The 24709-nt window shown below is 61.7% G+C and carries 18 protein-coding genes; 8 read left to right on the plus strand and 10 right to left on the minus strand.

Annotation, left to right across the window (positions count from 1 at the left end; translation table 11 throughout):
* The first annotated feature begins 110 nt into the window (after positions 1-110).
* On the plus strand, positions 111-2606 hold the full coding sequence (locus ASC96_RS01260; protein WP_060500572.1) for a ligase-associated DNA damage response DEXH box helicase: 2496 nt from the start codon (positions 111-113) through the stop codon (positions 2604-2606).
* Positions 2607-2649: 43 nt separating this feature from the next.
* On the plus strand, positions 2650-3375 hold the full coding sequence (gene pdeM, locus ASC96_RS01265; protein WP_060500577.1) for a ligase-associated DNA damage response endonuclease PdeM: 726 nt from the start codon (positions 2650-2652) through the stop codon (positions 3373-3375).
* On the opposite strand, the gene ASC96_RS01270 is transcribed toward pdeM, so the two are convergent.
* The gene (locus ASC96_RS01270; protein WP_060500580.1) at positions 3372-3935 is read right to left on the minus strand and encodes a dihydrofolate reductase family protein; all 564 of its coding nucleotides are present in this window, start codon (positions 3933-3935) and stop codon (positions 3372-3374) included. The genes pdeM and ASC96_RS01270 overlap by 4 nt on opposite strands.
* A 107-nt stretch (positions 3936-4042) precedes the next feature.
* Entirely contained in the window at positions 4043-4483 is a 441-nt protein-coding gene (locus tag ASC96_RS01275) for a helix-turn-helix domain-containing protein (RefSeq protein ID WP_060500583.1), read from the minus strand.
* A 152-nt stretch (positions 4484-4635) separates the two neighbouring features.
* On the opposite strand from ASC96_RS01275, the gene ASC96_RS01280 reads away from it, so the two are divergent.
* Entirely contained in the window at positions 4636-5811 is a 1176-nt protein-coding gene (locus ASC96_RS01280; protein WP_200954870.1) for an MFS transporter, read from the plus strand.
* Here the strand turns inward: ASC96_RS01280 and ASC96_RS01285 are convergent.
* The 4 genes from ASC96_RS01285 to ASC96_RS01300 form a co-directional block, all read right to left on the minus strand.
* Positions 5808-6044: an Lrp/AsnC ligand binding domain-containing protein gene (locus tag ASC96_RS01285; RefSeq protein WP_037104964.1), complete on the minus strand. Its 237-nt coding sequence runs from the start codon at positions 6042-6044 to the stop codon at positions 5808-5810. The two genes, ASC96_RS01280 and ASC96_RS01285, sit on opposite strands and share 4 nt — an antisense overlap.
* A gap of 66 nt (positions 6045-6110) precedes the next feature.
* On the minus strand, positions 6111-6899 hold the full coding sequence (locus ASC96_RS01290; protein ID WP_060500586.1) for a TIGR02186 family protein: 789 nt from the start codon (positions 6897-6899) through the stop codon (positions 6111-6113).
* On the minus strand, positions 6899-7825 hold the full coding sequence (locus ASC96_RS01295; protein ID WP_060500588.1) for a sulfite exporter TauE/SafE family protein: 927 nt from the start codon (positions 7823-7825) through the stop codon (positions 6899-6901). The genes ASC96_RS01290 and ASC96_RS01295 overlap by 1 nt, the downstream gene beginning before the upstream one ends.
* A gap of 301 nt (positions 7826-8126) precedes the next feature.
* Positions 8127-12134: an SEL1-like repeat protein gene (locus tag ASC96_RS01300; protein ID WP_060500590.1), complete on the minus strand. Its 4008-nt coding sequence runs from the start codon at positions 12132-12134 to the stop codon at positions 8127-8129.
* Positions 12135-12540: 406 nt separating this feature from the next.
* Between ASC96_RS01300 and ASC96_RS01305 the strand changes: the two genes are divergently transcribed.
* The 4 genes from ASC96_RS01305 (at position 12541) to ASC96_RS01320 (ending at position 18950) form a co-directional block, all read left to right on the plus strand.
* Positions 12541-14337 carry an acyl-CoA dehydrogenase C-terminal domain-containing protein gene (locus tag ASC96_RS01305; protein ID WP_060500593.1) on the plus strand — a complete coding sequence of 599 codons (1797 nt, stop codon included), beginning with the start codon at positions 12541-12543 and terminating at the stop codon, positions 14335-14337.
* 196 nt (positions 14338-14533) lie between these two features.
* Positions 14534-15742 (plus strand): acetyl-CoA C-acetyltransferase, encoded by a 1209-nt coding sequence (locus ASC96_RS01310; RefSeq protein WP_060500595.1) that lies wholly within the window; start codon positions 14534-14536, stop codon positions 15740-15742.
* Positions 15743-15925: 183 nt separating this feature from the next.
* Positions 15926-18142: an FAD-dependent oxidoreductase gene (locus ASC96_RS01315; RefSeq protein WP_060500597.1), complete on the plus strand. Its 2217-nt coding sequence runs from the start codon at positions 15926-15928 to the stop codon at positions 18140-18142.
* A 250-nt stretch (positions 18143-18392) separates the two neighbouring features.
* Complete coding sequence (locus tag ASC96_RS01320) at positions 18393-18950, plus strand: YdeI/OmpD-associated family protein (protein WP_060500599.1); 558 nt, start codon at positions 18393-18395, stop codon at positions 18948-18950.
* Positions 18951-19181: 231 nt separating this feature from the next.
* Here ASC96_RS01320 and ASC96_RS01325 read toward each other — a convergent pair whose 3' ends face one another.
* Positions 19182-20237, minus strand: a complete 1056-nt coding sequence (locus ASC96_RS01325; protein ID WP_060501366.1) for a Tim44 domain-containing protein — start codon at positions 20235-20237, stop codon at positions 19182-19184.
* A gap of 243 nt (positions 20238-20480) precedes the next feature.
* A complete protein-coding gene (locus ASC96_RS01330; RefSeq protein ID WP_060500601.1) occupies positions 20481-21839 on the minus strand; it encodes an Nramp family divalent metal transporter in 1359 nt (452 codons plus the stop codon).
* A 220-nt stretch (positions 21840-22059) separates the two neighbouring features.
* On the opposite strand from ASC96_RS01330, the gene mntR reads away from it, so the two are divergent.
* Positions 22060-22509, plus strand: a complete 450-nt coding sequence (gene mntR, locus ASC96_RS01335; protein WP_060500602.1) for a manganese-binding transcriptional regulator MntR — start codon at positions 22060-22062, stop codon at positions 22507-22509.
* Here the strand turns inward: mntR and ASC96_RS01340 are convergent.
* Together ASC96_RS01340 and ASC96_RS01345 are read right to left on the minus strand one after the other, a co-directional pair.
* Positions 22506-23384 (minus strand): DMT family transporter, encoded by an 879-nt coding sequence (locus ASC96_RS01340; protein ID WP_060500604.1) that lies wholly within the window; start codon positions 23382-23384, stop codon positions 22506-22508. The genes mntR and ASC96_RS01340 overlap by 4 nt on opposite strands.
* 176 nt (positions 23385-23560) lie before the next feature.
* The gene (locus ASC96_RS01345; RefSeq protein WP_060501368.1) at positions 23561-24646 is read right to left on the minus strand and encodes a calcium:proton antiporter; all 1086 of its coding nucleotides are present in this window, start codon (positions 24644-24646) and stop codon (positions 23561-23563) included.
* Positions 24647-24709: the final 63 nt, after the last annotated feature.

Raw genomic sequence — 24709 nt, forward strand, 5'->3', positions numbered from 1 at the left:
CGCGGCCGGGCAATTTTTCCATCGCAAACCACGCCCTTCAAATTCGCCATATTTGATCTACATTTGTTCGCGTGAACCAGATCGATTCCATCCCTCGTGCCAAAACGCAAATGCTCCTGCCCGCCCCTTTCCTGCGCTGGTTCGCAGACAAGGGCTGGCATCCGCGAGCGCATCAGCTGGAGCTTCTTTCGCGCGTGCAGGGCGGTGAAAACATGCTCCTGATCGCCCCGACCGGTGCAGGAAAGACGCTCGCTGGCTTCTTGCCCTCACTTGTGTCGCTGACGGAGCGCGGAAAGATCCCGCCGGGATCGGCCTTCACCGGCATCCACACGCTCTATATCTCGCCATTGAAGGCGCTCGCCGTCGATATCGAACGCAACCTGATGAAGCCAGTCGGCGACATGGGCCTGCCGGTCCGCATCGAAAACCGCACGGGTGATACGCCCGCCGCCAAGCGCCAGCGCCAAAAACTCAATCCGCCGGATATCCTGCTCACCACGCCGGAACAGGTAGCGCTACTCCTGGCCAATGGCGAAGCCGAGCGGTTCTTCAAGGACCTGAAATATGTCGTGCTCGACGAGCTGCATTCGCTGGTCACCTCCAAGCGCGGCCATCTGCTCTCGCTCGGGCTTGCCCGCCTGCGCCAACTGGCACCTGGCATGCAGGCCATCGGCCTGTCCGCCACCGTCGCCGACCCGATGGACCTGCAGCGCTGGCTGGCACCCCAGAGAGCGGGCGAAAACAATCATGCCGGATTGATCACGGTCACCGGCGGCGCACGGCCGGAAATTTCGATCATGCGGACGGATGAACGGGTACCGTGGGCCGGCCATTCCGCCGCCTATGCCATCGGCGATATTTACAAGGCGATCGGTGAAACCAAGACGACACTTCTGTTCGTCAACACCCGCAGCCAGGCGGAACGCGTCTTCCAGGAACTCTGGACGATCAACGACGACAACCTGCCGATTGCTCTCCATCACGGCTCGCTCGATGTCGGCCAGCGGCGCAAGGTCGAGGCGGCAATGTCCGAGAACAAGCTGCGCGCCGTCGTCGCCACCTCGACGCTTGATCTCGGCATCGACTGGGGCGATGTCGACATGGTCATCCATGTCGGCGCGCCAAAGGGCGCGTCGCGACTTGCCCAGCGTATCGGCCGCGCCAACCACCGCATGGATGAGCCCAGCCGCGCCATCCTGGTGCCGGCCAACCGCTTCGAAGTGATGGAGTGCCAGGCGGCGCTCGACGCCAATTACATCGGCGCGCAGGACACCCCGCCCGTCGGTAAGGGCGCGCTCGACGTGCTGGCGCAGCACGTGCTCGGCATGGCCTGTGCCGCGCCTTTCGATCCGCTGGCGCTCTACGCCGAGATCACCAGCGCCGCACCCTACGCCACTCTGACTTGGGATACCTTCGAACGTATCGTCGATTTCGTCGCGACCGGCGGCTATGCGTTGCGCGCCTACGAACGCTACACCAAGATCCGCAAGACGCCCGAGGGGTTCTGGCGCGTCTCCAATCCGATGATTGCCCAGCAATACCGCCTCAATGTCGGCACCATCATCGAATCGCCGATGCTCAACGTGCGCATGGTCAAGCACAACGCCCGCGGTTCCCTTGGCCGGGGCGGCATGGCGCTCGGCAAGGTCGAGGAATATTTCATCGAAATGCTGTCGCCCGGCGATACCTTCCTGTTTTCCGGCAAGGTGCTGCGCTTCGAGGGCATCCGCGAAAGCGAATGTCTGGTCAGCCAGGGTTACAAGCTGGACCCCAAGGTTCCCTCCTATAATGGCGGCAAGTTTCCGCTCTCCACCTACCTTGCCCAGCAAGTCCGCAAGATGCTCGCCGACCCCAGCCGCCACGCCACCCTGCCCGAACAGGTGCGCGACTGGCTGTCCCTGCAGAAAGACCTCTCGATGCTGCCGAAGGAAGATGAACTGCTGATCGAGACCTTTCCGCGCGGCAGCCGCCATTACATGGTGATCTATGCGTTCGAAGGGCGGCTCGCTCACCAGACTCTCGGCATGTTGCTGACCCGGCGGCTCGACCGCGCCGGGCTGAAACCGCTCGGCTTCGTCGCCACCGATTATTCACTGGCCATATGGGCGCTGGAGGATCTCGGCGAGGCTTTCACATCCCGGCGGCCGCAGCTTGCCGACCTGTTCGATGAGGATATGCTGGGCGATGATCTCGAAGCCTGGCTGAACGAGAGCTTCCTGTTGAAGCGCACCTTCCGCAACTGCGCCGTCATTGCCGGACTGATCGACCAGCGGCATCCCGGCAAGGAAAAGAGCGGCCGCCAGGTGACGGTGTCGGCCGACCTTATCTACGACGTGCTGCGCAGCCACGAGCCGGACCATATCCTGCTGGAGGCCACCCGCAACGATGCCTCTACCGGGCTTTTGGAGATCGAGCGGCTTGGCGATATGCTGTCACGAATCAAGGGCCACATCACCCATCGTCCGCTCGACCGCATCTCGCCGCTGGCCGTTCCGGTCATGCTGGAAATCGGCAAGGAAGCGGTCAATGGCGATGCGCAGGACTTTTTGCTCGCCGAAGCCGCCGACGAACTGTTTGCGGATGTAATGGCCACGGCATCGCCATAAACCTTGCTCAAAGACTGACCGACAACGCCGCGCCGGAAACCCAATGCACCGCATCGCCCAAGCCATTTCTGCCCTTCCGGACAATCCGGCGCTGTCGGCCCGCATCGTCGTCAACGGCGTGATCGGCATCTGCGATCCGCTCGGCGGGCTGTATCTACCCGATCTCGATATTCTCGTCGTCTCCGACCTGCATCTGGAAAAGGGCTCGGCCTTTGCCCGCCGCGGCATGATGCTGCCGCCCTATGACACGCTGGCGACATTGCGCATCCTCGACGCGGTGATCTCGCGGCACAATCCGAAAACTGTCATCAGCCTCGGCGACAATTTTCACGACCGGGTTGGCTCGGCCCTGATGCCCGACCTGTTTCGCAGCATGATCGAAACCATGGCGCGCGGCCGCGAATGGATCTGGATCAACGGCAACCACGATCCTGACGGCACCACCGCCCTGCCCGGCGCATCGATGGACGAACTCACCCATTCCGGCCTGATCTTCCGCCACGAGCCGGCGCTGAATGCGTCCACGGGCGAAATCGCCGGCCATCTGCATCCGTCGGCCACCGTACGGCGGCGCGAAAAATACATGCGCCGCGCCTGCTTTGCCACCGATGGCCGCCGCCTGATCATGCCCGCCTTCGGCGTCACCACCGGCGGCCTCGACCTGCGTCATCAGGCCATGCGCGGCCTCTTCGACCACCAGAGCCTTGTCGCCCATATGCTGGGGCGGGACCGGATTTATTCGGTGCGGTTTGCCAATTTGCTCGGCTAGGACGCCGTTTTCTCCGTCTCATAGCGCAGAATGACGCCGCCCGACTCCAGTGGCCGGGATTCCAGCAGTTTCAGCGGCTTGCGCTTGGCTGCAGGTTTGAACAGCGGTGTTCCCTTGCCGAGCAGGACCGGTACGACGCAGAGCATGATCTCGTCGATCACATCGCTTTGCAAAAGCGACGAGACGAGGTCGGCACTGCCGAAAATGTAGATATTCTTCTCAGTCGCCCGCTTCAATTGCGCGAGTTCGCCGGCAATGTCCTTGGCGATGCGGCTGTTATTCCAATCCGCCGTGTCCAGCGTACGCGACGCGACGATCTTTGGAAGCGCGTTCATGTAGGCCTTGACCTCGGTGTCGTCTTCCGCGGTCGTCCAATAGGCTTTCATGCCCTCATAGGTCACCCGGCCAAAGACCAGCGCTGCGGCCTTCTTGCCGAACTCCTTGCTCGGCGCCTCAAGTTCCGGCCCCCAGGCCTGCATGTGAAAATCGAGATCCCATTTCTTCACCCCTTCGAAATAGCCGTCGAGGGTAACAAGATTCCAGACGATGACCTTGCCCATATCGATCTCCTTCGATCAAAACAGATTGGCATTCGCAAACTGGCCTGACGTTAATCAAACAGATTGCAAAATGCAATCGGTTTCCATGAAGACGCCGATAGGCGGAGTCACAGTTTCTCAACCCGGGTATCGCCCCATCCAACCGGCCTGCCGTCGGCCGAGCGTAATGCCAACTTTTCAACCGGTTTCCCGGCAACCACGTCCACCAGAACGGAATGCCGTTCGCCAGGCGCGTAAAGATGCTCCTGCCCCCATTGCCGCAACGCCACGACGACGGGAAAGAGCGCGCGGCCTTTTTCCGTCAGCAGATAGTCCTGATAGGCACTGCCATCGGACGCTGGTGCCGTTTCCAGCACGCCACAGTCGACAAGATCCCGTAGCCGGGCCGTCAGCATGCCCTTGGCGATGCCGAGGCTGCGGCGGAATTCGCCGAACCGGCTGATGCCATCGAATGCGTCGCGAACGATCAGCAACGACCACCAGTCGCCGATCGCATCAAGCGCGCGGGCAACCGGGCAATCCGCCTCTGTCAGGCTTGTGCGTTTCAAAATCGTCACTCCGCTATCGATATGCGGTCTTAAAATAAGACTAGACTCACGTTGAAGCAACTGGTCTTATTATAGGACTACATAAACAAAAATTATGTGAGGCCCCAGTGACGGATATGACGAGAAATGCCCCGGCCGGATTTTCCGGCGCAATGACCATGATATTTGCCGTGGCGGGCGGATTGAGCGTGGCGAACGTGTATTACGCCCAGCCTTTGCTCGCTGCGATGGCTCAGGATTTCGGCATCGGCACGGCGTCTATCGGCATCATCGTGACGGTGACACAGATCGGCTATGCCCTGGGGTTAATATTCATCACGCCGCTTGGAGACATTCTCGACAGGCGCCGGCTGATCACCGTACAATCGGTGCTGTTGTCCGTGGCGCTGATCGCCGCCGGGCTTGCGTCAAGTGTCGGCCTGTTCATGGCAGCCATGATTGCCGTCGGGCTGCTGTCCGTTCTGGTCCAGACGTTGATCGCCTTCGCCGCTGTCCTCGCCAGCCCGGTTACCCGCGGCAGGACCGTCGGCATCGTCACCAGCGGCGTGGTCATCGGCATCCTCTGCGCCCGGTTCGTCTCGGGCGTGCTGTCGGATATCGGCGGATGGCGATCGGTCTACCTGACTTCGGCGGCGCTGACCCTGATCATGGCTATCATACTCCACCGGATGCTGCCGGATCACCGCGAGGAGCAGCCAAAGCCGGGCTATGGGAGCCTGCTGCGCTCCATCCCTGTTCTGTTCATCGAGGAGCCGGTGTTGCGCCAGAAGGCTGGCATGGCGTTCCTGATCTTCGCCGTATTCAGTATTTTCTGGACATCGCTGGCGCTGCCGCTCGGCGCCGAACCGCACTCGATGTCGCATACCGCGATTGGCCTCTTCGGCCTTGCGGGCGTTGCCGGTGCGCTTGCCGCAGGAGGCGCGGGACGGTTGGCAGACCGGGGTTTGGGCAACCGGACAACAGGCGTTTCGCTCGGCCTGCTTTTGGCCTCCTGGGGTTTGATTGCCATGCTCCCCACATCGATACCCGCCCTGATCGCTGGCACGGTGCTTCTGGATCTGGCCATCCAGGCCATCCATGTCACCAACCAGAGTGCCATCCTGTCGATCCGGCCGGAGGCCAAAAGCCGGATCATCGGCGGCTACATGGTGTTCTACTCAGCAGGCAGTGCCAGCGGCGCCATCGCATCGACGGCGATCTACGCTCAAGCAGGCTGGGCGGGCGTCTGTTTCTTGGGAAGTGCCGTCAGCTTATTGGCCCTGATCTACTGGGCGGCCACGCTGCCGCGCCGGAGACAACGGCCGGTGGAGCCCTGCCAGGCCGGCTAGAACGCGTTGAACGTCAGCGTCGTCAGCGACCGGTTGATGCCCGGCACGGTGGCGATGTTGTCGTTGATGAACTTGCCGATATCCTGCTCTTCATCGACATAGACCTTGATCAGCAGGTCATAGTCGCCGCTGGTCGAATACATCTCCGAGACGATTTCCTTCTTGTAGATCACGTCGGCGACTTCATAGGTCTTGCCGGGGGCGCATTGCAGCTGGACGAAAATCGGCTTCATGGCTCAGTCTCCTGATGTTTCGATCGCAAATAGCCTGTTTTGAAGACAAGGCAAAGCCGGATGCGGTTAATCCCTGCGGAAGACGATGCTGGCCAGCCAGCCGGTGATCACGGCCAGAAGCACGGCAACCATACCGTACAGGAACGGCTGCTCATGCGCTGCGGTGGTGATCGCCTGTTCGAGACCGGTCTTGACCACCCGCAGTTCCAGCGCCTTGGCGGCAACGAAAAGGCCGTCACGGAACAGATAGGCGCGCACGATATGCGACCCGTTCGGCACGTCGGCCGGCAGCCGCAGGGAGGCCTTGAACAGGCTGGAGCTGATGAACTGCACCCCGCCGGGGTCGCGCTGGTAGATGCCGGTGGTTTCCCGCAGCCGCCGGAACGCGTCGCGGAATTCGGTCAGGTTGCTGCCATCACCGATAAAACCGATCGGTGTCAGCGGCATGTGATCGACGCCGATACCCATGTTGTTCATGTCGCCAGGCGGCGCGATCGTTTCGATGTCGCGCGTACTCGACAACGAATAGGATTCCGGCACTTTTTCGAAGGTCATCGATTTGGTGTTGATCCAGATGCCGAAAACGCGCTCCTTGCGGCGCACCGTGGTGTTTTCCTTCGGCCCTTCCAGCGCCACGACAATATTGTACTTTCCCTGCGCCAAAAGACCGGGATCGGCGCCATCAATGGCGCCGAAGATCGTCAGGTCGGCACCGCGAAAATCCGAGGTGATGGCGATCTCGTCGGTGGAAATTCCGATATCGAGCTTTTCAGTAAAATCGAGTGGTTCCGCCTGCGCGGCAAGCGGCGCGGCAAACAGCAGACCGGAGAGCAAAAGGGCCAGATACGTCCGCATCAGAAGCCGAGCCCCGCGGAAACGATCGAATAGACTTCCTTTGGCGGGATCACCAACTCAATGGCAAGACGGATGCCGACGGCGAGAACCAGAAGTGCCAGAAGCGCCCGCAACTGTTCGCCGCGCAATCTCTGCCCGACCCGCACGCCATATTGCGCGCCAATAACGCCGGCGATCATCAAAACGAAGGCCAGCACGATATCGACGGTGTAATTGGCCGACGCCTGGACGATGACGGTATAGGCGGAGACGAAGATGATCTGAAACAGCGAGGTGCCGACGACAACGTTCGTCGGGATGCGCAGCAGATAGATCATCGCCGGCACCATGATGAAGCCACCGCCAACGCCCATCACCGACGTCAAAATGCCGATGCAGAAGCCGAGCACTGCGACCGGGATGACGCTCAGATAGATCTTGGACTTCTTGAACCGCATCTTCAGCGGCAGGCGGTGGACCCAGTTGTGATGGCCCGGCCGCTTCAGCGTCACAGTCTCGTTCTTGGATGCCCGGCGCAGCGCGTTGATGCTCTCCCATAGCATCAACGAGCCGACCGTGCCGAGCAGAAGCACATAGGCGAGCGAAATCACCAGGTCGAGCTGACCGATGCGGCGCAGCAGCGAGAAGATCCAGATGCCGACGGTCGCGCCCGCCAGACCGCCGCAGAGCAACACGGTTCCAAGCTTGATATCGATCGTACCACGCCGGAAATGGGTGATGGCGCCGGAGATCGAGGAGGCAACCACCTGGTTTGCGCCGGTGGCGACGGCAACGACAGGCGGGATATTGTAGAAGATCAGAAGCGGCGTGATCAGGAAGCCGCCGCCGACACCGAACATGCCAGACAAAAAGCCGACGGCCGCGCCCATTCCCAGGATGATGAAAATGTTCACCGACAACTCTGCAATGGGCAGATACACCGTCACGGCCAGACCTCTAAATATGCCAATAGCCCGCAAGGCGGGCGGAAAACATCAAAGTGGCAAGTGATTCACCACGGGAGATAGGGAATGAAACAGTCTTGAAAACCAATTATAAAATTGCGAATTCAACGCCGTTCCGTCATGCGCCCCGGCGCCTGGCCTGTCAACCTTTTGCAGGCTCTGACCGTAACCCGTAGCATGTCACTGTGTCCGGCCGGTCTGCGGCATTATTGCGGCCGCAGACGCCGTTCTTAGGCATCACCGGCCAAATCGCCGGCCTGTGCCTGAATGGACACAGGATGCCTTAGCCGTTGCGCTTCAACAATTCCTTGACGAGCGCGTCGGTGATCTGGCCCGTCGGCTCCTGGTTGATCGACTTTTGGAAAGCCTTGATCGCCGAGATGGTCTTCTGGCCCATCTCGCCATCGGGCTTGCCGGCGTCGAAGCCGTTGTTGTTGAGGATCGCCTGAATATTGCGCAGCGCCTTCTTCATGTCGACCGATGCGGTCTTGGTGCCCTTGCCGACCCAGGTATCCGGCACGTCGACCGAATTGGCCTTGGCGTCGAGTGGGGTCTGCTTCCAGGCATCGAATTTCGCCTTGGCGCTTTTCAACTGGTCGGGCTTCAAAGCCTTGCCAACTTCATCGCGCTTCTGGCCGGCATCGGCATCGCCATCGCGGGCAGCGATCGAAAACCACTTGTAGGATTCTTCGAGATCCTGGCTTACCCCGTTGCCGCGGGCATAGAGGATGGCGAGGTTGAACTGGCTGTCACGGATACCGCGATCGGCAGCCATGCCAAACCACTTGCCGGCGCCAGCGAAATCAGGCGCAGCCCCACCACCACTTGCCAGCATGACGGCAAGATTGTGCATGGCGCTGGCATTGCCCTTTTCGGCCGCCTGCTGGTAGAGCGTACGCGCCTTGGTCAGGTCGCGGCTGACGCCGGTGCCCTTTTCGTAGAGGCTAGCCAGGCGATATTCGGCAGGCGTGACACCGGCATCGGCAGCGCGCTGATACCATTTCGCAGCCTGGGCGAGATCGGCCTTGATGCCGCGGCCTTCGGTATAGACGGCACCCACTTCGAACAGGGCCAGCGGATCGCCCTTGCGGGCAGCTTCGGCCAGCGCCTCCGGCTTGATTTCGGCGGGAACGATCAGTGCGGCTTCGCCTGTGGCAGGCTGCGCGGCTGCCGTGCTGGCCTCGTCATTTGCGGTTTCCGGGGCAGTCCCTTCGATCACTGGCGACAGCATCCGGGCATTGACGGTTCCGGTTTCCGGCATGGCCTGAGCTGCGGCGTCCGGCAATTTGGCGTCCGGCTGCACGGTTTCAGAAACGGTCGTTTCCGGCGGCATCCCTTGCGGGGCATCACCCGATGTCTCCCCGAGAGCCTGATCCCCGGACTGTGGTTGCAATGTGCTGAGCGGCTCGACATCCGTGTCGGCGGTCTCGATCGCAGGCGCTACATTCGCGGTGGCCGGCATGTCAGCGGCAACCGGTGTTTCAACCTTCTGCTCGATGGCAGCTACCGGCGCTTCGACCGGCGCCTTTTCGCCGCGGATCAGCGTGTTGACCAGCGGATAGGACATGATCGCCAGGAGCACGGCGCCGACCGCCATCAGGATCGGACGGCGATGACGGGACAGTGCGCCGCCAATCGGCGAAGCGCTGGCACCGCCCTTGCCGCGGTTCATCGAATCGACCTCTTCGGCGGCCTGCTGGGCAGCCCGGCGGGCGGCAGCGATGAAATCCGCCTTGTCCGTTTCGCTTGGCGGCGCATTGCGGCCGGTCTGACCGGCGCGAACCCGCTCGAGGATTTTCTTCACATCCGGAACGCCGGAGCCAGGCTCCAGCAATTGGTTTGCCACATCCGGCTCGATGGCATCAGCCGCATCGATCGACGGCGTCGGGTCGATGACCTGACGTTCGGCGGCAAGAACGGGCTCCGTGCGCTTGCTGGTAAACCGCTTGGTCAGCCCCGCGAGAAGGCTGGGCTTTGAAGCAGGCAGCGGCGCTGTCTTGATATCGCTCTGGTGCACCGCCGCTTGCTCCGTGACGACGGCAACGGCTTCCGCAACCTCTTCACGCGATGGACCAGCAGGCTCTGCCTCGGTGACAAACCCCTGCATGTCGCGCTTCAGGTCTTCGTAACGGCGTCCGAAATCAGCTTCGGCGAAGGGATCGTCCTGCGTCTCGAAAACCGGTTGCTCGGCTCTGGGCATCTGCGGTTGAACGTCCCGCGTCCCGAAGACGCGCGGCGCATCCGGTTCCTGGCCGCGCTCTTCCAGCCGCTCCAGCTTTTCGGCGATATGCACAAGGGTTTCGTGCAGCGCTTCAAACGTGCGCGCCGTGCGCTCCTCGCTCGAGCGGCTCATGTCTTCCAGAACCTTGAGATCGTCGGCCAGCGCCGAGATCGCAGCCATGTCCGTGCCACCGGAAGCAGACTGGCCAACGCCATTCTTCGAATAGGCTTCCATGACCGCTTCGGCCGCCTGGCGGGCTGCCTCGATGATGTATTCATCACTGGTCGCCAGATAATCCTCAAGCGCGCTCATCCGGCCTTCGAACTCGGCAGGAACAGCAGCCGGCGCCATGTCGCGCGGTTGGCTGACAAGGCTCGACAGGTTGGCGATCTGATCCTGCAGGCTGCGCAGGATCTCGCTGTCGTCAAATGGCGCCGCCTGGGTTTCCTCGAGGCGGGTGGCGATATCCGACAGCCGGCCTTCGAGCCGGTCGAAACGGGCGTCGCCCATATCGGACGTCGCAGGCGCGTCAAGCTGGTCGATGCGGCGGGCAAGATCATCGAGGCGCTCGGCGAGCGCATCGTTGACCGAACCCTGGTCGAGCGCATCGATCTTGCGGGAGATGTCAGCGAGATATCCCGTCAGGTCCGGCAGTGCGGACGCCTTCTGCGAGCGCTCCAGCATCTGCGATAACTGTTCGAGACGCTCTTCTAGACGGACGGCGGCTTCTTCGTTGGCCAGTTCCTCGACGCGAGCAGCCAAGGCCTCGATGCGCGAACCAACGCCGTTGTCGCTCGGGCGCTGCAGGCTGTCGATCTGGCGGGAAAGGTCGGCAAGACGGCCCTCGACGCGGGTCACGCCGGCGCTGTCAGGGCCGCTCGCGCGGCCGCTGGCAACGATGGCACGGCTGATCTCGTCGAGACGCGCATCCAGATCGGCAAATTGCGATGCCATATGACGATCGTCAGGCTGCATGTGGCGGCCGATCATTTCGATCGCCTGCGCCACCGAAATCAGCTTATCCTCCAAGGCGTGAATGGCCGGGCCGCTATTCATCGAGCCGATCTGCGACTTGATTTCGTCGAGCCGGTAGGCGAGCGCCACCAGTTCGTCGTCGCGGTTGGAATCAAACGCATTCATCCGATCTTCGACGCCGGTCCAGCGTGCTTCCATGCGGTGCACGCTGTCCTCGCGGGCAAGACCGTCGATCATGATGCGCAGTTCGTCAAACTCGACCTTCAACGCGTCGGCCTGCGATGGCGATGCCTGACGGCCAAGCTGGTTGATGCTGTCGGACAGACGCTGCAGATCGCCGCGGATATCCTCCGCCATCGTCTGGTCCTGAGCCGCATCGGCAGTAATGCCACGAATTTCGGCGCGCAGCGTCGTCATCTCGCGCGACAGGCCGTCGGCGATATCCTTCTTCAATTCCTGGCGCAGGCCAACAAGCGCCTGGGCGATCTCGGCCATAGCCGGATCGGGGCGCTGCGGCTCACTGCGGTATTGTTCCGAGCGTAAGGGCTCGCTGCGGACAGGTTCCGGACGCTGGTGGGTGGGTTCGGGGCGCAGGCTCTCTGGGCGCAGATTTTCCTGGCGGACCGTTTCGCGGCGGAACGGCTCGCTGCGATAGACCTCGCTGCGCAACTGTTCGCTGAGCGGTGGTGCCGCCGGCAGTTCGCGGCGGGGCTGCGCAGGTGCCTGGAATGCTGGGGGTTGATATGCCGGGGCCTGGGAAACGCTGTGCTCCTCATAGGAACGCGGCGCCGCACGGGACTGGATACGTTCGCGAACGGTGTCCCGGTCACGGACAGCATCGCGTTCCCGGATAGCATCGCGCTCCCGCGTAGCCGTCAGTGTCCGTTGCCGCTGCATGATTTCCGTGATCGGGTCTGGAACAGCCACCGGACCATCAGCCGGGACACGGCCCCGCTGATCACGCCCAGCCGTTCCCATCAATCCTTCGATGCGCGCTTCCAAGCCTTCGATCGTGCGGTTCAGCGCGTCGAGTGACGACCTGTCGCCATAGGACTGGGCGCCTGGACGGGGAGTGTTTGATCGCGATCCGTTCATCGTTCTTCGCCTCTTTCATCGGCCTTGATCGGAATCCGGGCTTCTGAAAGGCAAATCCCCGCCTCCCGGGAGTTCCGGTACCGATCCGGACAGAGCTGCAACGACGCGAAGACAAAACTATTGCAACTGTGACCATCTCAACACGCACTTTCACGAAACGTGGTAAATAAGCCGTTAACCTGACTGAAAATTTTTTAACGATTTGGGCGCATGCTGCCGTCGGGAGGCTTCCACATGACAGTTTCGGCACATCCGGCTCGCCGGATCCCCTGATCGATCAAATTTTGACCCTCCGCAAATTTTGACGTTTACGCGCACGTCAAAGTTTTGTAGCATGATGGAAATCACATGGAGCGCTGCTGGAGAAGCCGCCCCGTGACACGGTTACAGGTGAGGAACACGAGACATGCCCAGCTACAAGGCCCCGGTCGAAGACACGCTTTTCATTCTCAACGACGTTCTCGGCATCGAGCGCTACAACAACCTTCCCGGCTTTGCCGACGCAACACCCGACATGATCGAGGCGATCGTCCGCGAAGCGGCCAAGCTTGCCGAGGAAGTGCTGTTCCCAGTCAACCTGTCCGGTGACCAGGAAGGCTGCGAGCGCAACGACGATGCGACAGTGACCACACCAAAGGGCTTCAAGCAGGCCTTCGACCAGTATCGCGAAGGCGGCTGGCTCGGCCTGTCAGTGCCGGAAGAGTTTGGCGGCCAGGGTCTGCCTTACACACTGCATACCGCGATCGGCGAATACATGTCCTCCGCGAACATGGCGCTCACCATGTATCCGGGCCTGACGCAGGGCGCCATCGCCGCCATCCTCGTTCACGGCACCGATGCGCAGAAGGCAACCTATCTGCCGAAGATGGTTTCGGGCGAGTGGACCGGCACCATGAACCTGACGGAACCGCATTGCGGCACCGATCTCGGCCTGCTCCGCTCCAAGGCCGTGCCGCAAGGCGACGGCTCCTACAAGATTTCCGGCCAGAAGATCTTCATCTCGGCTGGCGAACACGACATGTCGGACAATATCATCCACTTGGTTCTCGCCCGTATCGAAGGCGCGCCGGACGGAGTGAAAGGGATCTCGCTGTTCATCGTGCCGAAATTTCATGTCGAGGCTGATGGCACCGTCGGCGCGCGCAATACGGTTTCCTGCGGTGCGATCGAGCACAAGATGGGCATCCACGGCAATTCGACCTGCGTGATGAACTATGACGACGCCATCGGCTATCTTATCGGCACGGAGAACAAGGGCTTGAACGCCATGTTCGTGATGATGAACGAAGCCCGTCTCGGCGTTGGCCTGCAGGGCCTGTCGGTGGCCGAAGTCGCCTATCAGAACGCCGCCAACTATGCCCGTGACCGTATCCAGGGTCGCTCACTCTCCGGCGCCAAGGCTCCCGACAAGAAGGCTGACCCGATCATCGTCCATCCGGACGTCCGCCGCACTCTGATGACCATCAGGGCGTTCAACGAGGCCGGCCGCGCCTTCACGCTGTGGACGGCGCTGAAGTCGGACATCGCCCATCGCGGCGACAACGATGCGGATCGCCAGGCAGCCGACGACATTCTCGGTCTGATGACCCCGATCCTCAAGGGTGTGCTCACCGACAAGGGCTTCGATCACGCCGTCATGGCCCAGCAGATTTTTGGCGGCCACGGCTATATCGAAGAACACGGCATGAGCCAGTATGTCCGCGATGCCCGCATCGCCATGATCTACGAAGGCGCCAACGGTATCCAGGCGCTCGATCTCGTCGGCCGCAAGCTGGCGCTGAACGGTGGCCGAGCGATCGCGGCGCTGTTCAATGAGATCGGTGATTTCTGCGAAGAGAACCGTTCTGACGAAAAGCTGGTGACCTACACCAAGGGCCTGAAGAAGGGCTTGAACGACCTGCAGGCCTCCACCATGTGGTTCATGGGCAATGCCATGGCAAAGCCCGACAATGCCGGTGCCGGTTCGACCGACTACATGCACCTCTTCGGCCTCGTCGTGCTTGGCTACATGTGGGCGAAGATTGCCAAGACGGCCGAGGAAAAGCTGGCCGAAGGCGCTGGCGACCGCGAGGCCTACCTGAAGAACAAGCTGATCACGGCAAAATTCTTCATGGAGCGCATCATGCCGGAAACGGCACTGCGCAAAGCCCGCATCGAAACCGGCGCCGACACAATGATGGCACTGGATGCGGCAGCGTTTTGATTGAGCTTGCCTCTTCTCCCCATCGGGGAGAAGGTGGCCCGAAGGGCCGGATGAGGGGGCGCCGAAGGCGCCACGTATTTGGCTCCGGCTTCACCGGAGCCCCCTCATCGCCTCGCGTTGCTCGGCACTTCTCCCCGCTGGGGAGAAGAGGAAAACAACAGTTTCACGGCGCAAGGCCGACAGGGAGAAAACAATCATGACCGACGTCTTCATTTACGACCACGTGCGCACGCCGCGCGGCCGGGGCAAGAAGGATGGCGCACTGCACGAAGTGCCGACGCCGCGTCTGGCTGCCAAGGTTCTGGAAGCGCTGCGCGACCGCAACGGGCTCGACACGTCGACCGTCGACGACATCATCATGGGCTGCGTCGATCCCGTGTTCGAAGCGGGCGCCGTCATCCCCAAGGCCGCCGCCTTCGAGGCCGGTTATTCGAACCGCGCGCCGGGCATGCAGATCTCCCGTTTCTGCGCCTCGGGTCTCGATGCCGTCAATTTCGCCGCCGGCAAGATCGCCGCTGGCGCCGATGACATCGTCATTGCCGGTGGCGTCGAGAGCATGTCGCGTGTCGGCATGGGCATGTCGGGCGGCGCCTGGTACATGGATCCGTCCGTCAACTTCCCCGGCTATTTCATGCCGCAGGGCGTCTCGGCCGATCTGATCGCCACAAAGTATGGCTTCTCCCGTGAGGACGTCGATGCCTATGCCGTCGAGAGCCAGAAGCGCGCCGGCCATTCCTGGGACAATGGCTATTTCAACAAGTCCGTCATTCCGGTAAAGGATCAGAACGGCATCACCATCCTCGCCAAGGACGAGCATATGCGTCCGACGACGACGATGCAGAACCTTGCGTCGCTCAACCCGTCGTTCCAGATGCCGGGCGAGATGGGCGGCTTCGAGGCCGTCGGCATCCAGGCGCATCCGGAAATCGAGCGGATCAACTACGTCCACCACGCTGGCAATTCTTCCGGCATCGTTGACGGCTCAGCCGCGGTTCTCGTCGGCTCCAAAGCCGGTGGCGAGGCGATGGGCCTGAAGCCCCGCGCCCGTATCAAGCATTTCGCCAATATCGGCTCCGATCCGGCGCTGATGCTGACCGGCCCGGTCGATGTCACAGAAAAGCTGTTGAAGCGCGCCGGCATGACCATCGGCGATATCGACCTGTTCGAGCTCAACGAGGCCTTTGCCGCCGTCGTGCTCCGCTACATGCAGGCCTTCGACATTCCGCATGACAAGATCAACGTCACTGGCGGCGCTATCGCCATGGGCCACCCGCTCGGCGCCACCGGCGCGATGATTTTGGGCACCGTACTCGACGAGTTGGAACGCCGCGGCCTGCAGACCGCGCTCGTGACGCTCTGCATCGGCGCCGGCATGGGCACGGCGACGATCATCGAGCGGGTATGAGGTCTTTCCCTCCCCCTTGTGGGGAGGGTGGGCCAAAGGGCCGGGAGGGGTTTTCGCCACGTGGCAGGAAGCCCCTCCCCAACCCCTCCCCACAAGGGGGAGGGGCTTACCCAGCCGGATCGCCCTCAATTTCAGGCGGCGGCATCGAGCGAAGCCAAGATTTCAAGGGAGAGGAATTCCCACATGACCACCTACACCAATTTCACTATCGAGACCGACGCTGACGGCATTGCGCTCATCACCTGGGACATGCCCGGCAAGTCGATGAACGTCTTCACCGTCGAGGTGATGAAGGAACTCGACGCCATCGTTGACCAGACCGTGGCCGACGAAGCCGTCAAGGGCGTCGTCTTCACGTCCGGCAAGTCCAGCTTCTCCGGCGGCGCCGATCTGTCGATGATCAAGGGCATGTTCACGTTCCAGCAGGAACAGAAAAAGATCGATCCGGACAACGCCGCGCAGAAGCTGTTCGAGCTCACCGGCCAGATGACCGGCCTGTTCCGCAAGCTCGAAACCTCAGGCAAGCCGTGGGTTTCGGCGATCAACGGCACCTGCATAGGCGGCGCATTTGAGTTGTCGCTCGCCTGCCACGGCCGCGTTGCCGCCAATTCCAAGTCGGTGAAGCTGGCTCTGCCCGAGGTCAAGGTCGGCATCTTCCCGGGTGCGGGCGGTACGCAGCGCGTTCCGCGGCTCACCAATGCGCAGGATGCCCTGCAGATGATGACGACCGGTTCATCGCTCACGCCGCAGCGCGCCAAAGCCATGGGCTTGATCCACGAGATCGCCGAACCCGCCGAACTGATCAATACCGCCAAGGCGATGATCAAGAATGGCCTGAAGCCCGTCCAGCCCTGGGATGAAAAGGGCTACAAGGTTCCGGGCGGCGGCATCTGGACACCGGCAGCGGCGCAGCTCTGGCCAGCCGCATCCGCCATCCTGCGCCGCGAAACCTCCGGCAACTATCCGGGCGGCCTTGCCATCCTTAAATGCGTCTACGAAGGCCTGCAGGTTCCCTTCGATACCGGCCTGAAGATCGAGCAGCGCTACTTCACCGAAATCCTGCAGACCACCGAGGCGTTCTCGATGATCCGCTCGCTGTTCGTCTCGATGCAGGAACTCGGCAAGGGCGCCCGCCGCCCCGCCGGCGTGCCGAAGACCGAGCTGAAGCAGATCGGCGTCGTCGGCGCCGGCTTCATGGGCGCGTCGATCGCCTATGTCGCCGCGGCCGCCGGCATCGAAGTCACCCTGATCGATCGTGACATCGAGGCCGCAACCAAGGGCAAGGCCCATTCGGAAGGCCTGGTCAAGGATTCCATTGGTAAGGGACGGCTAACGCAGGACGACGCGGCGGCCCTTCTTTCCCGCATCACGCCGTCGGCCGATTACAACGACCTGAAGGGCATCAAGCTCGTCGTCGAAGCTGTGTTCGAAGACCGCCAGGTCAAGAAGGACGTGATCGAGAAAGTCGAGGCCGTCCTGTCCGAAGACGCCATCTTTGCCTCCAACACCTCGACCCTGCCGATCACTGGCCTTGCCAAGAATTCGAAGCGCCCGGCGCAGTTCATCGGCATCCACTTCTTCTCGCCGGTCGAAAAGATGATGCTGACGGAAGTCATCCTCGGCAAGGAAACCGGCGACGCGGCGCTTGCCACCGCGCTCGATTTTGTCGCCGCGATCAAGAAGACGCCGATCGTCGTCAACGACACGCGCGGCTTCTATGTCAACCGTTGCGTCTTCCGCTATATCCACGAAGCCTATGACATGCTGATCGAAGGCGTGCCGGCGGCGATGATTGAAAATGCGGCCAAGATGGCCGGCATGCCGGTCGGACCGCTGTCGCTCAACGACGAAGTGGCGATAGATCTTTCCCAGAAGATCCTGAAAGCCTCGATCGCCGATCTCGGCGAAGGCTCTGTCGATCCGCGCCACATGACGCTGATCAACAAGCTGGTTGACGATCTCGACCGCCGCGGCCGCAAAAATGGCAAGGGCTTCTATGAATATCCGGCCAAGCCGGCGAAGAAGTTCCTGTGGCCCGGCCTCAAGGACCTCTTTGCCCAGAAGCCGGCGGAAAGCTTCGACGTCGAAACGATCAAGCAGCGCTTCCTCGTCACCATCGCGCTCGAAGCCGCCCGCACCATCGAAGAAGGCATCGTCACCGACCCGCGCGAAGCCGATGTCGGCTCGATCCTCGGCTTCGGTTTTGCCCCTTATACCGGCGGCACGCTGAGCTATATCGACGGCATGGGCGTGAAAACCTTCGTGGCACTCTGCGAAAAGCTCGCCGCTTCCTACGGCGATCATTTCCAGCCGACGCCGTTGCTCAAGGACATGGCCGCTAAGGGCGAGACCTTCTACGGGCGGTTTGACCCCTATGCAGCGGCCGCCAAGGCTGCCTGACAAGGGACGCTGATATCCGGCGACATTCACAACCAACAGTCAGGCCCTCCGGGGCCTGAAGGCCCCTCGCCGCGCAGACGCGCGGCGGCTGGATGCCTGTGACAAACACAGGCATGACGGAGCTTGGGGGGCCGCACATGCCAGCCAACAAGCCCCGAGGGGCCGGCCTCTGCAAGTGTCTGAAGGCAATGCCCCTAGCCAGACGCCTCCCAAACGATACACTCGCCACCACGCCAACCCGGACCACCCCATGGACGCCTCCCCCCATGCCTTCACCACCCCAGCCGAATGGGACACATGGCTTGCCGCCAACCACGCCCAGTCCACCGGCATCTGGCTACTGATCGCCAAGAAGAACGCCAAAAGGCCGCTGATCACCATCGGCGAGGCGCTGGATGTTGCGCTCTGCTACGGCTGGATCGACAGTCAGCGGAAGGGCTTTGACACAGAATGCTATCTGCAGCGCTATTCGCCGCGGCGGGGCAAAAGCCCGTGGTCGCGGTTGAATGTCGACCGGGTAGCCGCGTTGATCGAGGCCGGGCGGATGCAGGCGGCGGGTCTTGCGGAGGTGGCGGCAGCCAAGGCGGACGGCCGCTGGGTGATGGCCTATGAGCCACAGCGCCATGCCGGGCTGCCGGAGGATTTGGTCGCAGCGCTGAACGGCAATGCGAAAGCCGCTGCCGTATTTGCGGCACTCGACAAGACCGGCCAATACGCGCTGATCCTGCCGCTCCTGAAAGCCACCACGCCAAAAATCCGGCTGGCCCGTCTCGAGAAGGCCATCGCCCGCCTCAGCGGGGATAAATAAAGTCCGCCTTTGCCGTCAAAGGCCGCTGCGCCCGGCATTTCGAATAAAAAACCATCCCCGTTCATCCCCGGCCTGAAAAATGCGGCCATACGTCTTCCCGTCTCAGCCGCCGGAGTGTTTCGCGAGACGGTCGCGGGCAGGTGGAGGCCGGCGCAGCGGATGAAACGGGTACATACAAAAACCGCCGGCAATGCCGGCGGTCGAAGCTTGAAGTCGCGGTGGATGCAGCGCTTAGGCTGTCATGCCCTGGATGGCCGAGACCTGCCAGTCGCCACCGCGCTTGCGCAGGAACGTCCAGAGTTCGACGGTTTCCGTCAGGTTGTCCGGATCGCCCTCGACGACACGGCCGGTGGCGCGGTCGCGCACCACATCGATGCTTTCGTAGCGCATCGCGACGGTCGCGTAGTCATCGCCATCCTCGTTCCAGGCTTCGGCGACGTCGCCCTGCACCAGATGCACGTCGCTGACCTCGTTTTTCAGGCCCTTGGTGGCGTTGTCGCTCAGCTCTTCGGCCAGCCACGACATCGCTTCCGGCGTCGTCAGCTTGCGCAGCGTGGCGTAATCTTCGGCCGCATAGGCAGCCTGAACCTGCTTCAGCATTCCCTCGAACTGGCCGAGATCTTCTTCGCCGATACCGATTTCGTCTGTCGTATCATCGGCCATGCGCGGCTGAGCCGGGCGAGATGCGGCCGTAGCAGCGGCACCGCCACCACCAATCGACGGGATCTTGAAGGACGGCATGCCCGAACCAAAGCCGGAGCCCTGGCCCTGCGTGCCAAAACCCTGCATTGGCGAGGCGCTGGCGCCACGCGGCGCGTAGCCTGCCGGTGCTGCCGTCTGGCGATTGCGGAAGAAGCGCAAGGCGAGCATCACGGCGCCGCCGATCAGAGCGATCTGCAAGAGCATGCCAAGCATGCCGGCCATGCCGCCGAAACCATTGCCCATCATCATGCCGATCAGGCCGCCGAGGGCGAGACCACCGATCATGGAGCCTGCGAAGCCACCAAAGAAGCCGCCCGGACGCTGGGCGCCGGGACGGGCCGCCTGGCCCATGTTCTGCTGGCCGGCCGCACCTGGCGTCGTCGCCTGGCTCTGCGGGGTCATCGTGCGGTTGATCGGCGTCGCATCCGCCGGCGCCGTGCGGGTGACGGGCGGTGCCGAGAATGTGCGGGTACCGCGGCTGCCGAAGCTGCTGCCACCACGCCGCGCCTCGGCCAGATCGACCACCGTCAGCATCACCATGGAAGCGACCGCAACGGTCGCAAGAACGCGTCCAACTCTAAACATGAAACCCAATCCTGTTGTTTCTCCCGGCCCGCAAGCGCGCGCCTCTTGGCAAACATATGGGGGCAATGGCTGGCGAATTGAAGGCTTTTGGGCCGCAGTTCACCGTAAAGCGGGCGTGGAAGACGGGTGAAATCGGAGAAAAAAGCGCCCACGATTATCCCCGCAGCTTGAAACAGAGGAAATAATGCCAAGGAAAAAGGCGGCACTCCCGCCGCCTCTACGTGTTTGTTTTTGTTGGCGGCCTTAACCGATAAACGTGTCGTAAAGCAGCTTGAGATTGAGCACGACGATGATCGAGGCGACGATCCAGGCAAGGGCGGCAACATATTTCGGGATGACGAAAGTGCCCATCTTCTTTTTGTCGGAAACGAAGCGGACCAGCGGAATGACCGCGAACGGCAGCTGCATCGACAGGATGACCTGGGAGAACACCAGGAGTTCCGCCGTACCCTTTTCACCATAGATCCAGGTGACGACGACAACCGGAATGATGGCGATACCACGGGTAATCAGGCGTCTCGCCCATTGCGGAATGCGCAGCCGCAGGAAACCTTCCATGACGATCTGGCCGGCCAGCGTCGCCGTCACCGTCGAGTTGAGGCCAGAGGCCAGCAGCGCCACGGCGAAGAGTGTCGAAGCGATACCAAGACCAAGCAGCGGCGACAGGAGTTCGTAGGCCTGGCCGATTTCAGCCACGTCGGTACGGCCGTTGGCATGGAAGACCGAAGCGGCAATGATCAGGATGGCGGCATTGATGAACAGCGCCAGCATCAGGGCAATCGTGCTGTCGGCCGTCGCCCATTTGATCGCATCACGCTTGCCCTCATCGGTGCGCTTGTAGTTGCGGGTCTGGACGATCGAAGAGTGGAGATAAAGGTTATGCGGCATGACGGTGGCGCCGATAATGCCGATGGCGATGTAGAGCATGGCCGGGTTGGTGACGACTTCCCTCGATGGCAGGAAGCCGGAGAGAACGGCAGCCACCGGCGGCGCGGCGGCGGCGATCTGGACGAGGAAGCAGCCGGCGATGACGATCAGAAGCGCGATGACGAAGGCCTCGAGGTAACGGAAGCCCCTGTTCATCAGAAGCAGAAGAAGGAAAGCGTCCGCCGCGGTAATCAGCGCGCCGCCGATCAGCGGGATGCCGAACAGAAGTTGCAGCGCGATCGCCGTACCGATTACTTCGGCAAGGTCACAGGCGATGATTGCCGCCTCGCAGGCAAGCCAGAGCATGAAGTTGACCGGCCTGGAATAGGTCGCCCGGCAGGCCTGGGCGAGATCGCGGCCGGTGGCGATGCCAAGACGGGCGGCCAGCGCCTGCAAAAGGATCGCCATCAGGTTGGAGAGCAGAATGACCGTCAGCAGCGTATAGCCGAACTGCGAGCCACCAGCGATATCGGTCGCCCAGTTGCCGGGATCCATATAGCCGACAGACACCATGTAGCCCGGCCCCATGAAGGCGAGCAGACGCCGGAACCAGAGGCCGCCGGATGGTACGGGAATGCTGGCGTTGACCTCGGGGAGACTTGGCCGCGCGTCCTCCTTCGGACTGGAAAAGGTCCAGCTCTCCTGCGGTGGAAGGACGGCTTCGGAATTGGACATGCACGGTCTCCGGATACGGAATGGGCTCTGTTACCCAAAAACTATGCCAGGGCAAAACATTATGCAATATGCTATATTTTATCGTTTTAGCTTTTTTCAGCAAATGGGAAGACACGCCGGGCGGCAATGTGGAGGACGGGATAAATCATTATGAAAAATCCAAGCGCGTGATATGAAACGCCAAAAGCATCAATGAAAAAACCTGAGAGGACATCGCCCCTTGCCGCGCCGCCCTGTCCCCCGCACGGACCCGCTCCCAGACGCGGACATTCATTCCGAGGGTTTCCGGCAGACCCGCGAGGCACGGCGCGGTGCGTTGATCGAGGATTATGTCGAGCTGATCGCCGATCTGATCGAGGATGGCAATGAGGCGCGCCAAGTGGATATCGCCGCCCGTCTCGGCGTCGCTCAGCCGACGGTTGCCAAGATGTTGGCCCGGCTTGCTGCCGAAGGACTGGTGTCACGCAAACCCTATCGTGGCGTATTCCTGACCGAGGCCGGCCAGAAGATGGCGCTTGAAAGCCGGGCGCGCCACCAGACGGTTGAAGCCTTCCTGCGCTGCCTTGGCGTTAGCCCGGAAACCGCCCGCATCGATGCCGAGGGTATTGAACATCATGTCAGCGTCGAGACGCTCGAGGCCTTCCGCCGGTTCATCGGCAAGAAGACCTAGCCGGCCCGCAGCCGGCGGCTGAAACGTTCGCCCAGAATGATGATCATGCCGGCGGAAAAGATCAGCGCCGCGCCGGCGAACACCTGGGTTGCAGGAATATCCCCCCAGATCAGGAAGCCGAGCCCGAAGGCCCAGATCAGCGAGGAATATTCGAACGGCGCCAGCATTGAGACCGGCGCGCGGCGCATACCTTCGAACAGCGCATATTGCGCAATACCGGCAATCAGCCCGGTTCCCACCATCAGCCCGACATCGAGAAGACTTGGCGGAACCCAGGTGACGATGACGGCAATGCCGGTGAACAGGATGAAGAAGCCGCTCGACAGCGTCATCTGCACCAGCGTCACCTCCTGCATCGCGGTCTTGCGCAAGAGTACCGTCGAAAACGCCCAGAACACCGCGGCCTGCAGCGCCAGCCAGACAGGCAAGGACAGTTTCATGGCCGACCCGAATGGGTCGGTCGCCACCAGCACACCGATGAAACCAACGACGACCGCGATCCAGCGTAAGGGCGGGACATCTTCCTTGAGGATCGGCACGGCGAGAATGGTGATCAGGATTGGTGCCGCGTAATAGAGCGTCGTCAACTCGGCCAGTCCGAGATCGCGGGCGGCGGTATAATAGGACAGCCAGGCGGCGAGCAACAACAGGTTGCGCAGGATCATCGGCTTCAGGACCGGCGAACGCAGCGAGCGGACAAGCAGCGGTCCGCGGCCGATGGCAGCACAGATCGCAAAGATCGTCACGCTGCGCACGAACAGGATCTGCCAGACCGGCAGCGCCACCACCAGCCATTTGACCGAAGCGTCCTGCAGCGTGAACAGGAAATAGGAAAAGATCGTCAGCAGAATGCCTGAAAGCACGGAGGTATTCACGGAGGGCTCCCGAAGGCGCTGCGCAAATCGCGCGCGCGATCTGTGATATCGCGAGGCCAGCGTGCACGGAAGAGGCATGACAGCGCGATGTGTGGCGAAAAATGGGGGCGCGGCAAGAAATACCGCCTGACGATCAGCCTTTCCGGTTGCCGGGATTTAGCTCACAACGGCTCAAGTCAGAGCCCGATCACCGACAACATGACGAATGTGGCGAACAGGACGAAATGGGTCATGCCCTCGATGGCATTGGTTTCGCCGTCATTGAGGTTGATGGCAGCAACGATCAGGGTAATCGTCACCATCACCGTCTGCACCGGCGTCATCGCCATGATGAAGGGCTGGCCGGTATAGAGCGCGATCGCCTCCATCACCGGCACCGTCAGGATGACGGTCGACAACGATGCGCCAAGCGCGATGTTGACGACGGCTTGCATCCGGTTGGCAAGGGCCGCGCGCATCGCCGTCATGATTTCCGGCGAGGCGGAAATGGCCGCAACGACGATCGCCGCCAGGACCGGCGGGGCACCGGTTCCCTTGAGCCCGGCCGTCAGCAGCCCCGACATGACTTCGGCAAGCGCGCCGATGATGACGATACCGACGACCAAGATGGCAATCGAAACCGCCACCGGCTCATCCTCGGACGAGTGCTTTTCACCGCCCTCGCGCTTGGGGTAGCTGTAGCTGAAGAAATAGCTGTGCACCCCAACCTGCATTTTCAGGAAGACAGCGTAAAGTGTCACCATCGCCACAATGGTGAAGGCCGAATAGAGGTGCCATTTGGCTTCAGGAACGAATTCCGGCACCACCATCGAAATGCCCATCGCGGTCAGGATCATCACGCTATAGGTCCGGCTGGAGTCGTCGTTATAAGATTGCTCGCCGTGCTTCAGGCCGCCCAGTAGTGCTGCCAGCCCGAGAATACCGTTGATATCGAGCATGACGGCGGCATAGATCGTATCGCGCACCAGGGTTGGCGAGATCTCTTCGCCGCTCATCATGATCGCCAGGATGATGACTTCGACGAGCACCGCCGACAAGGTCAGGATCATCGTGCCGTAGGGATCGCCGACCTTGGCAGCCAGCACTTCGGCATGATGGGCGACCCGTAATGAAGCGAGCACGATGGCAAAGACCAGAACGGCTGCACCGGCAAGAGCCGCCACCTGCCCGTTTTCCAGCAACGCATGTTCGAGCAGGAAGCCGGCAGCCGCCAAAACCAGTGCTGCGCCCAAGAGGATTTCGGACTTCAAAATCGAGAACAAATGCTGCGCCTCGCAACCAGCGGGATGGGTCCACTGGAGTATAGGCGGCATGCGGCGTATTTC

Source organism: Rhizobium sp. Root1204, assembly GCF_001424965.1.
Lineage (GTDB): Bacteria > Pseudomonadota > Alphaproteobacteria > Rhizobiales > Rhizobiaceae > Pararhizobium.